The organism is Aquincola tertiaricarbonis (genome assembly GCF_000969605.1).
Classification (GTDB): Bacteria; Pseudomonadota; Gammaproteobacteria; order Burkholderiales; family Burkholderiaceae_C; genus Aquincola; species Aquincola tertiaricarbonis.
Genome location: NZ_JZUE01000036.1, coordinates 1 through 14,297, shown reverse-complemented (window position 1 = coordinate 14,297; position 14,297 = coordinate 1). Strand labels below are relative to the sequence as shown.

Below are 14,297 nucleotides of genomic sequence, written 5' to 3'. Positions count from 1 at the left end.
ACCAGGACCCCCCATGGGCCAAGCCCGCCTCCGCGGCACCCCCGAGCAACGCAAGGCCGCCGCCATCGACCGGCAGATGGCCCTGCGGCCCAAGTTCATCACCTGCAACAACTGCCAGGCGCGGCTGACCGAGATGTCGCCGATGGACATTGCCGGGCTCGATGGCATCGAGGCCGCCTTCACCGCCCACTGCCCCGCCTGCGGCCACGACACCTATGCCCTCAAGGGTGAGGCCGAGGCCGTGGCCCGGCTGCACATGGCCATCGAGGACAACGTGGGCGCCGCCAGCAAGGCCGGCGTGGTGCCGCCGGCCAACCGGCCCGACCCGGCCTGACCCGCCATGACGACCGCCACCCCGCTGTCGCTGCGCCGCATCCACCACGCAGCCATCATCTGCGCCGACTACGCACGCTCCAGGCACTTCTATACCCAGGTGCTGGGCCTGGCCGTGGTGGCCGAGCACTACCGCGCCGCCCGCCAGTCGTACAAGCTGGACCTGGCGCTGCCCGATGGCTCGCAGGTGGAGCTGTTCTCCTTCCCCGGCGCGCCACCGCGGCCTTCGTACCCGGAGGCGCAAGGCCTGCGCCACCTGGCCTTCGAGGTGGACGACGTGGCCGCCTGCAAGGCCGCGCTGGAAGCCCAGGGCGTGGCGGTGGAGCCGGTGCGGGTGGACGAATACACCCAGCGCCGCTTCGTCTTCTTCGCCGACCCCGACGGCCTGCCGCTGGAGCTGTACGAGGCAGCGCCGCAGGCCTGAACAAGCAAGCAGCAGCCGCCATGCCCGTGCACATCGTCCGCCTCGGCAGCGCGCGCCAACCCGGCGAGGGCACGCGCATCGGCACGGTGCGCCGGCCGCCGCGCGGCGTGCCCAAGGCGCAGTTCGCGGCGCAGGACTGGTACGACGTGTGGTTCCCGACGCTGGCCCCCAGCGCGGAAGCGGTGAAGGCCGCCCTGGCCGCCACCACCGAGGCCGAGTGGGCCGCCTTCGCCCGCCGCTATCGCGCCGAGATGGCCCGGCCCGAAGCCCGCCACGCCCTCGGCCTGCTGGCCACGATGTCGCACGGCGCCAGCTTTTCGGTAGGCTGTTATTGCGAGAACGAAGCCCGCTGCCATCGCTCGCTGCTGCGGCTGCTGCTGCAGGAGGCGGGCGCCGACGTGGCGCCGCCGGGCACGCCCTGAGCAAGGAGTACCGCATGGCCACCGTCCGCCCCATCACCCCCGACCACCCGGTGCTCACCACCCAGCGCCTGCCCTACTTCATCGGCATCTCCGGCCAGACGGTGGGGGCCACCGGGCTGTCGATGCACCTGGTGGTGATCCCGCCCGGCGCGCGGGCGCAGCCGCATGTGCACGTGGGCTACGAGACGGGCATCTTCGTGCTGGAGGGCAGCGTGCTCACCCGCTGGGGGCCGGCGCTGGAGCACGAGGTGGTGAGCCGGGCCGGCGACTTCCTGTTCATTCCGCCCGGCGTGCCGCATGAGGCGGTGAACCTGAGCGAGACGGAACCCGCGCGGGCCGTGGTGGCCCGCAACGACGCGGCCGAGCAGGACAAGGTGGCGCCCTACGTGCCGCCGCCGTCCGACGTCACACCGACATGTTCATGATCTCGGAGTAGGCCTGCACCAGGCGGCCGCGCACCGTCAGCGCGGCCTGGAAGCCGATCTGCGCCTTCTGCATGGCCACCATGGTCTGCTCCAGGCTCACCGTGGGGTTGTCCAGCTGCACTTCCTGCTGCAGGCGCCGGGCCTCGCCCTGCTGGGCGCTCACCGCCTTCAGTGCACGGGTCATCTCGGCCTGGAAGCCACCGCCCTCGGCCACCTTGGGCGCGCGCAGGGGCTGGCCGTCCGTCTGCAGCCCGGCACGGGCGGCGGCTTGCGCGAAGTCGAAGGGCTTGAGCTTGAGTTCCATGGTGTGGGTCTCGGGCGGCAGGGCGGGCACAGGTGGGGGAACCTTGCCATGGCAGCCAATGTAGGTTGTCACGCTGCCTCACGGTGGTGCGATTTGGCGCCGGTTTGCTGCACTGTTCCCCCTATAGCCGGGCGGGGTGGCGCCGAACAATGGCGCCACGCTCGAACCGCCCTTGCATGGACACCGCCCTCGCCCCCCTCCCCAACCAGGCCCTGGCCCCCACCACCCCCGACGGCGCCGCCGTGGCCGTGGCGGCCGCGCCCGCCACGCCGCTGGCCCGGCTGGTGGCCATGCCGATGAAGTCCAAGGTGATGCTGGGCGCCGCAGCGGCCGGCCTGGTGGCGGTGCTGGTGGCCCTGCTGCTGTGGAACAAGCCCGACGACTACAAGGTGCTGTTCGCCAACCTGAGCGAGAAGGACGGCGGCGCCGTGGTGGCCCAGCTGTCCACCATGAACGTGCCCTACCGCTTCACCGAGGGCGGCAACGCCATCCTGGTGCCGGCCGACAAGGTGCACGACATCCGCCTGAAGCTGGCCACCGCCGGCCTGCCCAAAGGCTCGGTCGTCGGCTTCGAGCTGATGGACAACGCCCGCTTCGGCCAGACGCAGTTCCAGGAACGCCTGACCTTCCAGCGCGGCCTGGAAGGCGAGCTCACCCGCTCCATCCTGGCCCTGGGCTCGGTGGAAAACGCCCGCGTGCACCTGGCGCTGCCCAACCAGAACGGCTTCTTCCGCGAGCAGCAGAAGCCCTCGGCCTCCATCCTGCTGACGCTGCACCCCGGCCGCACGCTGGACCGTTCGCAGATCGCCGGCATCGTGCACCTGGTGTCGTCGTCGGTGCCCGAGCTCAATCCCAAGGCGGTGAGCGTGCTGGACCAGACCGGCGCGCTGCTGTCCGACGCCCCCGACGGCAGCGGCCAGAGCCTGGACGAGCAGCAGCTCAAGCGCATCCAGCAGATCGAGGCGATCTACCTCAAGCGCGTGACCGACATCCTGGAGCCGGTGGTGGGCCGCGACAACCTGCGCGCCAACGTCACCGCCGAACTGGACTTCTCGCAGAGCGAATCCACCTCCGAGCAGTTCCGCCCCAACCAGGGCCCCGACGCCGCCGCCGCGGTGCGCAGCCAGCAGAGCTTGGAATCCACCGCCGGCACGCCGGCCCTGCCCAGCGGCGTGCCGGGCGCGGCCACCAACCAGCCGCCGGTGGCGGCCAATGCGCCGATCAACGGGGCCTCGCAGGCCATGCAGGGCGCGCAGACCGGCGCCGGCGGCAACAACCAGCTGCGCCGCGAGAACGTCACCAACTACGAGGTGGACAAGACGGTGCGCGTGACCCGCGGCGCCAGCGGCACCGTCAAGCGGCTGACGGCCGCCGTGGTGGTCAACCATCGCAGCAGCACCGACGCCAAGGGCAAGACCCAGACGGTGCCGCTGACGCAGGAAGAACTCGACAAGCTCACCCAGCTGGTGCAGGAGAGCATCGGCTTCAACAAGGAGCGCGGCGACTCGGTCAAGCTCATCAACGCGCCCTTCCGCGTGGAGCCGCCCAAGGAAGAGGAAGACATCCCGCTGTGGAAGCAGCAGGAGGTGCGCGAGCTGCTGAAGACCGGCGCGGTGCCGCTGTCGCTGGCCCTGGTGGCGCTGATCATCGTGTTCGGCCTGGTGCGCCCGGCGCTCAAGGCGGCCCGCCCGCCCGAGCCGCAGCCCGAGGAAGCCGGCCAGCAGCTGGAAGCGGTGGCCGACGATCCGCTGGCGCTGCCGGGCAGCGACGCGGTGGTGGCCCTGGAGGCGCCCAAGTCGCTGGAGAAGCTGGAACTGGCCCGCCAGCTGGCGCGCGACAACCCGCTGGTGGTGGCCAACATCGTGCGCGGCTGGATGACCGGCGAGCCGGCCTGAAGAAGACGACAACCTTAGGACAAAGCAGTCATGGCCAAGGAAGAAGACGAGGGCGCGGAAGACGCGGCCATCCTCCTGATGTCGCTGGGCGAGGAGGAGGCGGCCGAGGTGTTCAAGCACCTGGCCCCGAAGGAAGTGCAGAAGCTGGGCGAGACCATCGCCAAGATGAAGACAGTGCCGCGCGAGCGCCTGGAGGCGGTGCTGAGCAAGTTCACCGCGACCGCCGGCGACCACCAGATGCTGGTGCCCGACAACGACGAGTACGTGAAGGCGGTGCTGCGCAAGGCGCTGGGCGAGGACCGCGCCAACCTGCTGATCGACCGCATCCTGCAGGGCGGCGACACCAGCGGCATCGAGAGCCTGAAGTGGATGGACGCGCTGAGCGTGGCCGAGCTGCTGCGCAACGAGCATCCGCAGATCGTGGCCGCCATCCTGGTGCACCTGGACTTCGACCAGGCCAGCTCGGTGCTCAAGTGCTTCACCGAGCGCCAGCGCAACGAGGTGCTGATCCGCATCGCCACGCTGGACGGCATCCAGCCTTCGGCCATGAAGGACCTAAACGAGGTGCTGAGCAAGGTGCTGGCCGGCGGTGAGCGCACCCGCAAGGCCAACCTGGGCGGCATCAAGGCCGCGGCCGAGATCATCAACATGCTGGGCTCGGCGGTGGAGACCTCGGCGCTGGACTACATCCGCGAATCCGACGGCGACCTGGCGCAGAAGATCATGGACAACATGTTCACCTTCGACGACCTGGACAAGGTGGACGACAAGGGCATCCAGACGCTGCTGAAGGAAGTGCAGAGCGAATCGCTGGTGATCGCGCTCAAGGGCGCCTCGGCCGAGCTGCGCGAGAAGATCTTCCGCAACATGTCCAGCCGCGCCGCCGAGACGCTGCGCGAAGACCTGGAAGGCCGCGGCCCGGTGCGGCTGTCGGAAGTGGAAGCCGAGCAGAAGGAACTGCTGAAGATCGTGCGCCGCCTGGCGGACGAAGGCCAGATCGTGCTGGGAGGCGCGGGCGATGACGATTTCGTCTAAGGACGACCTGCCGCGTCCGCCGGCCGGCGGCAACCGCTCGGCCTCGGCCTACGCACGCTTCATCCCGCGCGAGGAGCTGCAGGGCTTCGCGGCCTGGCGGCCCGACAGCTTCGGCGACGATTTCAACGAGATCCCCGCCAGCCTGCGCCGCGCGCCCGAGCCGGCACCGCCGCCGCCCGAGCCGGAGCCGATGCCCGAGGCCGAGCCGGCCGCGCCCGCCGGCCCCACGCTGGAGGAGGTGCAGGCCGCGGTGGCCGAGGCCCGCCAGGGCGGCTACCAGGACGGCTACCGCGACGGCCTGGTGGCGCTGGAAGGCTTCAAGCAGAGCTTCGCCCAGCAGATGGCCGCGCAGATCGGCCAGCTGGTTTCCGCCTTCAATGCGCAGATCGACACGCTGGAAGCCGAGCTGGCCGTCACCGTGGCCGCCACCGCCACCCAGCTGGCCCGCCAGGTGGTGCGTGCCGAGGTGGCCGCACGGCCCGAGCTGGTGGCCCGCGTGGCCGAGGAGGCGGTGAATGCGGTGCTGCTGTCGGCCCGCCACATCCGCGTGTTCGTGCACCCCGACGACCTGCCGCTGGTGGCTGCCGGTGCGGCCGAGGCGCTGGAAGCCCGCGGCGCGCGGCTGATGCCGTCGGCCCAGATGCAGCGCGGCGGTTGCCTGATCGAATCCGACGTCGGCCGCATCGATGCGCGCATCGACACCCGCTGGACCCAGGCCGCGGCGGTGCTGGGCCAGGACATGCCCTACGAGGACAAGGCGTGAACATGCCCGCCATGAGCCGGGCCGAGAAGTGGTCGCGCTTCCAGGCCGACCTGCAGGCCTTTGCCGCGGCACCGTTGCCGCTGGATTCCGAAGGCGCGCTGGTGCGTGTCACCGGCCTGGTGCTGGAAGCCGCGGGCGTGCGCGCGCCGGTGGGCTCGGTGTGCGAGGTGCGCATGGAAGGCCAGCCGCCGGTGCTGGCCGAGGTGGTGGGCTTCAACGGCGACCGCGCCTTCCTCATGCCCACCGGCGAGCTGCACGGCCTGGCCAGCGGCGCCCGCGTGGTGCCGCGTGCCGCGCCGCGCGTGCCGCCCAAGCTGGGCGTGGAAAACCGCCCCTGGCGCCGCAGCGAGGACCGCGGCCTGCATTTGCCGATGGGCGACGGCCTGCTGGGCCGCGTGGTCGATTCGCACGGCCACCCCATGGACCGCAAGGGCCCGCTGGGCGAGGTGCACACCGAGCCGATGGTGCGCCGCCCGATCAATGCAATGGACCGCGACCCGGTGCGCCAGCCGCTGGACACCGGCGTGCGCGCCATCAACGCGATGCTGACCGTGGGCCGCGGCCAGCGCATCGGCCTGTTTGCCGGCACCGGCGTGGGCAAGTCGGTGCTGCTGGGCATGATGGCCCGCTACACCCAGGCCGACGTGATCGTGGTGGGGCTGATCGGCGAGCGCGGCCGCGAAGTCAAGGAATTCATCGAGGACATCCTGGGCGAGGAAGGCATCCGCCGCTCGGTGGTGGTGGCCGCGCCGGCCGATGCGCCGCCGCTGGTGCGCATGCAGGGCGCCACCTATGCCACCGCCATTGCCGAGCACTTCCGCGACCGCGGCCAGCATGTGCTGCTGCTGATGGACAGCCTGACCCGCTATGCGATGGCGCAGCGCGAGATCGCCCTGGCCATCGGCGAGCCGCCGGCCACCAAGGGTTACCCGCCCAGCTGCTTCGCCAAGCTGCCGCAGCTGGTGGAACGCTCGGGCAACGGCCTGAACGGCGTGGGCTCGATCACCGCCTTCTACACCGTGCTGAGCGAGGGCGACGACCAGCAGGACCCGATTGCCGATGCGGCACGCGGCATCCTGGACGGCCACATCGTGCTGTCGCGCGAGCTGGCCGAGGCCGGCCACTACCCGGCCATCGACGTGGAAAAGTCCATCTCCCGCGTGATGACGGCCGTGGCCTCCAAGGACCACATCGACGCCGCCCGCCGCGGCCGCCAGCTGCTGGCCAAGTACAACAAGGCACGCGACCTGATCCAGCTGGGCGCCTATGCCCCCGGCCACGACCAGGAGCTGGACCTGGCGGTGCGCTGCCATCCGGCCATGGTCTCGCTGCTGCAGCAGGGCATGCACGAGCAGGCCAGCCTGGAGGCCAGCCGCCGCCAGCTGGCGCAGTTGGGAGGCTGAGCTAGATGAGCGACAACATCCAGGCCCTGGCCGTGCTGCTGGAGCGCGAGACCACCGAGCGCGACAACCTCATCAGCGCGCTGCAGCAGGCCCAGGCCCGTGCCCAGGCCGCGCGCCAGCAGGCCGAGCAGCTGCATGCCTACCGCGACGACTACCACCGCCGCTGGGCCAGCCAGTTCCGCACCGCCGGCACCATGGACATCGTGCGCTGCTACCAGGACTTCGCGCAGCGGCTGGAAGAAGCCATCGCCCAGCAGGCGCGCGTGGCCACGCATGCCGAGACCCAGGTGCAGCGTGCCCGAGAGGCCCTCACCGCGCAGGAGATCCGCGTGGCCTCGGTGCGCAAGCTGATCGAGCGCCGCCAGGCCGAAGCCCTGCGCGCCGCCGAGCGCCGCGACCAGAAACAGACCGACGAAGCCGCTGCCCGCGCCGCCTGGCGCCCGGCCGAGGCCGTCTGACATTCCTCCACCCCTGCACCGCCCCACCGCCATGCTGAACACCGCCGCGCTGCCCACCGCCCTGCCCACCGTGCAGCCCGCACCGCGCGCGCCCCAGGCCGGCAACGGCCAGGCCGGTGCGCCCACCGCGGCCGACGAGGCGCCCGACGGCTTCGCGCGGCAGCTGCAGCAGGCGCAGTCGGCCAAGGCGATGGCGGCCCAGCGCGCAGCCAGCGCCCGTGAAGCCCAGGACCGGCTGGCCCGCGAGGCCGCCACGCCGCGTGCGGCCGAGGCACGGCCGGCCGCCACGCCGGCAGGACCCGCCAACACCGAAGCCGCCGCACCCGAGGGCGAGTCGCAGGACGGCGCCGCCCAGGCCGATGCCGCCACCGACGATCCCGCAGGCTGGCTGGCCAGCCTGCTGCCCGGCGGTGCCGAGCGCCTGGCCCGGGGCCGCGGCACCGACGGCCAGGCCGAGAACGGCGGCCCCGGCGGCCGCCGCGGCGCCGCACCCGGCGTGGCGGCTGCCGCCGCCGCCCGCCCAGGCCTGACCGACGCCCGGGCCGAAGGCAAGGACACCGTGGCCGATGCCGGCGCCGCCGCCGGCACGGCCGATGCAGGCCATGGCGCCGCCGGCGCGGCCGAGGCTGCAGGACGCTTCGCCAGCGCGCTGGCCGAGGCCGCCGGCAAGGCCGAAGCCGCTGCCGCCCCCGCGGCACAGCGCAGCGAGGCCACCGCCCCGGCCGCCGATGCCGCCCGTGCACTGGCGGCCGCCGAGGGCACCACGCCCACCGCAACCAGCGCGCCGGCCGAAGCCGCCGGCCCGGCCTCGCCGTTCACCGCCCACCTGGCCGCGGCGCTCGATTCACCGGCCTTCGCACCCGCGCTGGGCGCACAGCTCAGCCTGCTGGTGCGCGACGGCATCCAGGAAGCGCGGCTGGAGCTCAACCCGGCCGAGATGGGCCCGATCTCGGTACAGATCGAGCTGAACGGCACGCAGGCCCATGTGAACTTCGGCGCCGACCTGGCTGCCACCCGTGCCGCGCTGGAAACCAGCCTGCCCGACCTGGCCGCCGCGCTGAGCGCCGGCGGCTTCACGCTGGCCGGCGGCGGCGTGTTCGCCCAGGCCGGTGACGGCCAGGGCGGCCACCCGCGCCAGGGCGGCGGCGGCCGCGGCGCCGATGGCACGCCGGGCACCGACGACGCGGCCCTGCTGCCGCCCGCCCAGCCGCTGCGCGCGGCCCGCGGCGTGGTCGACCTGGTGGCCTGAGCGGCGCCAGGCACGGCTTCGGCGGGCTCGGCGCGGGGCTCGCCCCGGTCCGGTCTGCACGCCAAACCGGGCGCTTTTCACGGCATCGGCCCTACCCCCCGGCTCGAATAATTGCACTCAAGTTGTGCGAAGGGCGTCGTCCTTCGCAGCCCGAGTTTGCAAGGAGCCTGCATGTCAGCCGCTGCCGCCACCGACGCCGCACCCGCGCCCAAGAAGGGCAACAAGAAGCTGATCATCATCATCGCGTCCGTGCTGCTGCTGGTGCTGGGCGGCGGCGCCGCCGCGTTCTTCCTGCTGAAGAAGCCGCATGCCGAGGCCGAGGAAGGCGAGGAGGCCGCCGCCCCCGCGCCCAAGGCCGAGAAGAAGGTGCAGCACAGCCTGGACCCGAAGAACGCCCCCACCTTCGTGCCGCTGGACCCGTTCACCGTGAACCTGGCCGACCGCGACGCCGAGCGTTATGCACAGATTGGCATCACGCTGGAAGTGGACGACCCCAAGCTGCCCGATGCGCTGAAGGCCTACATGCCGGCCATCCGCAACAACATCCTGTTGCTGCTGGCGCAGAAGACTGCGGCCCAGCTGCTGGACCGCGAGGGCAAGGAAAAGCTCGCGGAGCAGATCCGCCGCGAAGCCTCGCGCGCGCTGGGCTACGAGATCGACGAAGAGGACGACGAGGCGGCTGACGAGGACAAGCCGAAGAAGAAAAAGAAGAAGCGGGCGCAGCAGGTGCTGCCCATCTCGGCCGTGCATTTCTCCAACTTCATCATCCAGTGATGTCAGCCCCCAGTCGCCTTCGGCGCCAGCCCCCCGCGGGGGCCGAAACCCGCCTTGGGGCGGCCCGGCGGCGGGTTTCGCGTTCTTTCCGCCACCGCGGGCTTGTGGTGGCTTCGGCACCCCGTTTCTCCACGCTGTCGGCGCGGCAGCGAGGGTGGGCACCGGTCAACCGCGTGGCGCTGCACACCGCCTACCTCCTCTGATCGCTTGGCATGAACCAGCAGATCCTTTCGCAAGACGAAGTCGATGCACTGCTGCAAGGCATCACCGGCGAGAGCCAGAAGCTCGAGCAGGAAGATGTGCCGCAGGGCGGCGTGCGCGACTATGACTTGTCTAGTCAAGAGCGCATCGTGCGTGGGCGCATGCCCACGATGGAGATCATCAACGAGCGATTCGCACGCAACGTGCGGGTGGGCCTGTTCAACCTGATCCGCCGCAGCCCCGAAGTGTCCATCGGCGGCATCAAGGTGCAGAAGTACAGCGCCTTCCTGCGCGAGATCGTGGTGCCGACGAACTTCAACATCGTCAGCGTGCGGCCGCTGCGCGGCTCGGGCCTGATCGTGTGCGACCCGAACCTGGTGTTCGCCGTGATCGACGCCCTGTTCGGCGGCGGCGGCAAGTACCACACCCGCATCGAAGGCCGCGACTTCTCGCCGACCGAGCAGCGCGTGATCCTGCGCATGGTCGAGGTGATCATCGAGGAATACCGCAAGGCCTGGGTCGGCATCTATCCGCTGGAGCTGGACTACCAGCGCTCGGAGATGCAGCCGCAGTTCGCCAACATCGCCACGCCCAGCGAGATCGTGGTGGCCACCAGCTTCACGCTGGAGATCGGCGACACCACCGGCTCGGTGCACTTCTGCATCCCCTACTCCACGCTGGAGCCCATCCGCGACGTGCTCTACAGCACCATCCAGGGCGACTCCAACGAACCCGACAAGCGCTGGATCAACCTGCTGAAGCAGCAGATCCAGAGCGCCGAGGTGGAACTGGTGGCCGAGCTGGCCCATGCCGGCGCCACCGTCGAGCAGCTGCTGAGCTTCAAGCCCGGCGACTTCATCGAGCTCGACATCAAGCAACAGATCCAGGCCAAGGTGGACGGCGTGCCCGTGCTCGATTGCCACTACGGCATCTCGAACGGCAAGTACGCCATCAAGGTCGACCGACTCATTTCCAGCTCCAACCTGAGCTGGCTGGGAGATCAGAATGCCCAATGACACGCCCAACACCTCAGAAGAAGACGCGATGGCCGCCGAGTGGGCTGCCGCCCTGGCCGAATCCACCAGCGCGCCCAGCCCCGCCGCCACCGAGGTGACGGGCGCGGCCGAGCAGGTGGCCGCGCCGCAGTTCACCAACTTCTCGTCGGCCACGCCGCAGCTCACCGGTGTCGGCAACGACATCAACATGATCCTGGACATCCCGGTGCAGCTCACCGTGGAGCTGGGCCGCACGCGCATTCCCATCAAGCACATCCTGCAGCTGGCCCAGGGCTCGGTGGTGGAGCTGGACGCGCTGGCCGGCGAGCCGATGGACGTGCTGGTCAACGGCTACCTGATCGCCCAGGGCGAGGTGGTGGTGGTGAACGACAAGTTCGGCATCCGCCTGACCGACATCGTCACGCCCAGCGAGCGCATGCGCCGGCTGAGCCGCGCCAACTGACCCCCTGCAAGACACCGAATGAACACGTCCCTCTCCGCGCTGCTGTGGTTCATCGCCGTGCTGGCGCTGATCCCGGTGGCCTTGTGGCTGCTCAAGCGCAGCCCGATGGGCCAGGCGGCCCTCGGCCCCGCGCCGATGCGCACGATCGCTTCGATTTCCATCGCACAGAACCAGCGCATCGTCACCGTGGAAGTGGGCCAGGGCGAGGAACGCCGCTGGCTGGTGCTGGGCGCCACGCCGCAGAGCATCACCACGCTGTACACCATGGCGCCGCAGGCCGATGCGCCCGCCTCGCCGGCCGCCGGCCAGGTGGCCGCGCCCTTCGCGCAGCTGATGGCACGGCTGTCGCCCCATGGCCTGTCCAAGGGCGCACCGAAGGATGGCCCAGGCCATGGCGATGTCTTCTGACCGCGTGATGCGCGGGCTGCGCATCCTGGGCTTGTCGGTGTTTTCGGCGCTGCCTGCACTGGCTTTAGCCCAGCAGGCGGGCACGCCGGTGGCCCCGGGCAGCCTGCCGCTGCTGGTGGGCCAGGGCGCGGGCGGCGCCAGCTATTCGGTGCCCATCCAGACGCTGCTGTTCTTCACCGCGCTTTCGTTCCTGCCGGCGGTGCTGCTGATGATGACGGGCTTCACCCGCATCGTCATCGTGCTGGGCCTGCTGCGCCAGGCGCTGGGCACGCAGGCCGCGCCGCCCAACCAGGTGGTCATCGGGCTGTCGCTGTTCCTCACCTTCTTCGTGATGGGCCCCACCTTCGACAAGGTGTACGAGCAGGCCTACCAGCCCTACTCGGCCGGGCAGATCCCGTTCGAGCAGGCGCTGCAGCGGGCCGAGGTGCCGATGCGCGAGTTCATGCTCAAGCAGACGCGCCAGTCCGACGTGCAGCTGTTCTCCAAGCTGGCCAAACTGCCCGAAGGCGTGAAGGGCGAGGACGTGCCGCTGAAGGTGCTGGTGCCGGCCTTCGTCACCAGCGAGCTGAAGAGCGCCTTCCAGATCGGCTTCCTGATCTTCGTGCCCTTCCTCATCATCGACATGGTGGTGGCCAGCGTGCTGATGTCGCTGGGCATGATGATGCTGAGCCCGGTGCTGGTGGCCCTGCCCTTCAAGCTGATGCTGTTCGTGCTGGCCGACGGCTGGAACCTGCTGCTGGGTTCGCTGGCGGCTTCCTTCGCCACCTGACCCGACCACCGAGACCGACCATGAATTCCCAACAAGTCTTCACCGTGGGCCAGCAGGCCTTGCACATGCTGCTGATCGTTTCGGCGCCGATGCTGCTGGCCGTGCTGGTGGTGGGCCTGCTGGTCAGCGTGTTCCAGGCGGCCACGCAGATCAACGAGGCCACGCTCACCTTCGTGCCCAAGATCGTGGCCGCGGTGGCGGTGCTGGCCGTGGCCGGCCCGTGGATGATGACAACGCTGGTTGAATTTCTCCAGCGCACGCTGCTGTCGATTCCTACCGCGGTGGGCTGATGGTCCAGTTCACCGAGGCGCAGCTGCTGGCGTGGGTCACGCCGCTGCTGTGGCCTTTCCTGCGCGTGCTGGCGCTGTTCTCGGCACTGCCGGTGATCGGCCAGCGCACGGTGCCGGCGCGGGTGCGGGTGGCGCTGGCCTTCCTGATCGCGTTCTGTGCACAGGCCGCATTGCCCGAGATGCCGCAGGTGCCGCTGGATTCGGGCGTGGGCTTCATGCTGGTGGCGCAGCAGGTCGTCATCGGCCTGACGCTGGGCTTTGCGGTGCGCATCGTCTTTGCGGCGGTGGAATTCGCGGGCGAGCTGATCGGCCTGCAGATGGGCCTGAACCTGGCCGGCTTCTTCGACCCCGCCACCGGCGGCCAGGCCACGGCGGTGAGCCGCTTCTTCGGCATCATGGTGTCGTGGATGTTCATCGTCATCGGCGGCCACCTGCTCATCATCGACGCGGTGGTGCAAAGCTTCCGGGTGTTCCCCGCCGGGCCGGAGCCGTTTGCCTTCATCCGCGCGATGCGGCCCGAAGCGTGGGGCACCGAGGTCTTCTCCATCGGCCTGTGGATCGCCATGCCCATCGTCGGCATGATGCTGTTCGTCAACCTGGTGCTGGGCCTCATCTCGCGCGTGGCGGCCCAGCTCAACATCTTCGCGATCGGGTTCCCCATCACGCTGGGCGTGGGCCTGATCGGCATCGTGCTCACGCTGCCGATGATGGAGGCGCCGTTCACGATGGCGCTGGAGAGGATGCTGGAGCGGTTTCAGTAAGTCGATTCAGCCACAGAGATCGACGATCTCGCACAGCAGGCTGTCCAAGCCGTCGCGCAGCAGCGGCAGGCGGAACAGCGGATGCAGGCCTGGGAACACGGCTTCCGCCAATGGCCTCGCCAGCACCAATCCGCCGTCCTGAGCGGCGAACAGCACCAGGGCGTCGCCGCTGGCGGGCGAGGCCATCACGAAGCTTCGATAGCCGGGGTTGTTGCCCCAATGCCAGAGCAGGTCGCCAGCCGGCCCCTGCGCCAATCCCCAGCCCAGGCCCCAGCGAACACCGAGCCCGGGCGCCATGGGCACGGGCCGCTCGACGATCTGCTGCAGCATGCTGTCATCCTTCAGCAGCGCGGCCACGAAGGCGCCGTAGTCCCGGGCCGTGGTCTGCAGGCTGAATGCCGAGAGCGCCTGTTCAAACTGCAGCGGCGCCAAGGCGGTGCCATCCGCCAACGCGCCATCGACGCGCAGGCCGTTCAGCGCCGGCGTGGCCCAGTTCGGCAATCCGGAGGTGTGGTTCAACGCCATGCGCACGGTGATTCCGCTCAGGCGCCATGCAGGAACATGGTCCGTCCAACCGGTGGGCCGATGGGGTGCCGCCCGGTGCACCGCACCGTCAGGCAGATGCATGGAGATCGGGTCATCCAGCCTCAGCCGGCCCTGCCGGACCAGCGTCAGCACCGCATATGCAAAAACCGGCTTGCTCAAGGAAGCGGCCTGGAAGACCGCGTCGGCACTCAGCGCCCGCTCTGCACCACAGCCCTGCCCCGTGTCGACCGACACCAGTTCGCGGTGCCGGATCAGGGCGAACGTGGCAGCACAAATGCCGTGACGGCTGGCCAGTTGCTGAAGGCTCGGCCGCAGATCGCCTGCACGGTCCGCATGGGCTGAGACGCCGCCTAGCTGTGAAGCTTCAATAGGTTGTATC

General features: G+C 70.2%; 19 protein-coding genes. 17 read left to right on the top strand and 2 right to left on the bottom strand.

The window, feature by feature from the left end; genetic code table 11:
* Positions 1 to 13 precede the first annotated feature (13 nt).
* The 4 genes from VO99_RS25620 to VO99_RS25605 are packed head-to-tail and all read left to right on the top strand — an operon-like array spanning position 14 to position 1,604.
* The gene (locus tag VO99_RS25620; protein WP_046115797.1) at positions 14 to 334 is read left to right on the top strand and encodes a hypothetical protein; all 321 of its coding nucleotides are present in this window, start codon (positions 14 to 16) and stop codon (positions 332 to 334) included.
* A 6-nt stretch (positions 335 to 340) separates the two neighbouring features.
* Positions 341 to 757 (top strand): SMU1112c/YaeR family gloxylase I-like metalloprotein, encoded by a 417-nt coding sequence (gene gloA2, locus VO99_RS25615; RefSeq protein ID WP_046115796.1) that lies wholly within the window; start codon positions 341 to 343, stop codon positions 755 to 757.
* 20 nt (positions 758 to 777) lie between these two features.
* A complete protein-coding gene (locus tag VO99_RS25610; protein ID WP_046115795.1) occupies positions 778 to 1,179 on the top strand; it encodes a DUF488 domain-containing protein in 402 nt (133 codons plus the stop codon).
* 14 nt (positions 1,180 to 1,193) lie between these two features.
* The gene (locus VO99_RS25605; RefSeq protein WP_046115794.1) at positions 1,194 to 1,604 is read left to right on the top strand and encodes a cupin domain-containing protein; all 411 of its coding nucleotides are present in this window, start codon (positions 1,194 to 1,196) and stop codon (positions 1,602 to 1,604) included.
* Here the strand turns inward: VO99_RS25605 and fliE are convergent.
* On the bottom strand, positions 1,585 to 1,908 hold the full coding sequence (gene fliE / locus VO99_RS25600; protein ID WP_046115817.1) for a flagellar hook-basal body complex protein FliE: 324 nt from the start codon (positions 1,906 to 1,908) through the stop codon (positions 1,585 to 1,587). The two genes, VO99_RS25605 and fliE, sit on opposite strands and share 20 nt — an antisense overlap.
* A gap of 176 nt (positions 1,909 to 2,084) precedes the next feature.
* Here fliE and fliF point away from each other — a divergent pair, with 176 nt between their 5' ends.
* The 13 genes from fliF (at position 2,085) to fliR (ending at position 13,372) form a co-directional block, all read left to right on the top strand.
* Positions 2,085 to 3,803: a flagellar basal-body MS-ring/collar protein FliF gene (gene fliF, locus VO99_RS25595; RefSeq protein WP_052736627.1), complete on the top strand. Its 1,719-nt coding sequence runs from the start codon at positions 2,085 to 2,087 to the stop codon at positions 3,801 to 3,803.
* A gap of 30 nt (positions 3,804 to 3,833) precedes the next feature.
* On the top strand, positions 3,834 to 4,838 hold the full coding sequence (fliG, locus tag VO99_RS25590; RefSeq protein ID WP_046115793.1) for a flagellar motor switch protein FliG: 1,005 nt from the start codon (positions 3,834 to 3,836) through the stop codon (positions 4,836 to 4,838).
* Positions 4,822 to 5,601 (top strand): FliH/SctL family protein, encoded by a 780-nt coding sequence (locus tag VO99_RS25585; RefSeq protein WP_046115792.1) that lies wholly within the window; start codon positions 4,822 to 4,824, stop codon positions 5,599 to 5,601. Before fliG ends, VO99_RS25585 begins: the two co-directional genes overlap by 17 nt.
* Positions 5,602 to 5,603: 2 nt before the next feature.
* Positions 5,604 to 7,004, top strand: coding sequence for a flagellar protein export ATPase FliI (fliI, locus tag VO99_RS25580; RefSeq protein ID WP_046115791.1), 1,401 nt, complete (start codon positions 5,604 to 5,606; stop codon positions 7,002 to 7,004).
* A 5-nt stretch (positions 7,005 to 7,009) separates the two neighbouring features.
* A complete protein-coding gene (gene fliJ, locus VO99_RS25575) occupies positions 7,010 to 7,462 on the top strand; it encodes a flagellar export protein FliJ (RefSeq protein ID WP_052736626.1) in 453 nt (150 codons plus the stop codon).
* A gap of 31 nt (positions 7,463 to 7,493) precedes the next feature.
* Positions 7,494 to 8,711, top strand: a complete 1,218-nt coding sequence (locus tag VO99_RS25570; RefSeq protein ID WP_046115790.1) for a flagellar hook-length control protein FliK — start codon at positions 7,494 to 7,496, stop codon at positions 8,709 to 8,711.
* Between the two features lie 171 nt (positions 8,712 to 8,882).
* The gene (locus VO99_RS25565) at positions 8,883 to 9,485 is read left to right on the top strand and encodes a flagellar basal body-associated FliL family protein (RefSeq protein WP_046115789.1); all 603 of its coding nucleotides are present in this window, start codon (positions 8,883 to 8,885) and stop codon (positions 9,483 to 9,485) included.
* A 212-nt stretch (positions 9,486 to 9,697) separates the two neighbouring features.
* Positions 9,698 to 10,702 (top strand): flagellar motor switch protein FliM, encoded by a 1,005-nt coding sequence (gene fliM / locus VO99_RS25560; RefSeq protein WP_046115788.1) that lies wholly within the window; start codon positions 9,698 to 9,700, stop codon positions 10,700 to 10,702.
* Positions 10,692 to 11,144: a flagellar motor switch protein FliN gene (gene fliN, locus VO99_RS25555; RefSeq protein WP_046115787.1), complete on the top strand. Its 453-nt coding sequence runs from the start codon at positions 10,692 to 10,694 to the stop codon at positions 11,142 to 11,144. The genes fliM and fliN overlap by 11 nt, the downstream gene beginning before the upstream one ends.
* Positions 11,145 to 11,162: 18 nt before the next feature.
* Positions 11,163 to 11,552, top strand: coding sequence for a FliO/MopB family protein (locus VO99_RS25550; protein WP_046115786.1), 390 nt, complete (start codon positions 11,163 to 11,165; stop codon positions 11,550 to 11,552).
* Positions 11,542 to 12,321, top strand: coding sequence for a flagellar type III secretion system pore protein FliP (gene fliP, locus VO99_RS25545; protein ID WP_083440929.1), 780 nt, complete (start codon positions 11,542 to 11,544; stop codon positions 12,319 to 12,321). The genes VO99_RS25550 and fliP overlap by 11 nt, the downstream gene beginning before the upstream one ends.
* A 20-nt stretch (positions 12,322 to 12,341) precedes the next feature.
* Positions 12,342 to 12,611, top strand: coding sequence for a flagellar biosynthesis protein FliQ (gene fliQ, locus VO99_RS25540; protein ID WP_046115785.1), 270 nt, complete (start codon positions 12,342 to 12,344; stop codon positions 12,609 to 12,611).
* Positions 12,611 to 13,372, top strand: coding sequence for a flagellar biosynthetic protein FliR (fliR, locus tag VO99_RS25535; RefSeq protein WP_046115784.1), 762 nt, complete (start codon positions 12,611 to 12,613; stop codon positions 13,370 to 13,372). The genes fliQ and fliR overlap by 1 nt, the downstream gene beginning before the upstream one ends.
* A 6-nt stretch (positions 13,373 to 13,378) precedes the next feature.
* On the opposite strand, the gene VO99_RS31025 is transcribed toward fliR, so the two are convergent.
* Positions 13,379 to 14,297 (bottom strand): serine hydrolase domain-containing protein (locus VO99_RS31025; RefSeq protein ID WP_198157068.1); only part of this gene is annotated, 919 nt, incomplete at its 5' end.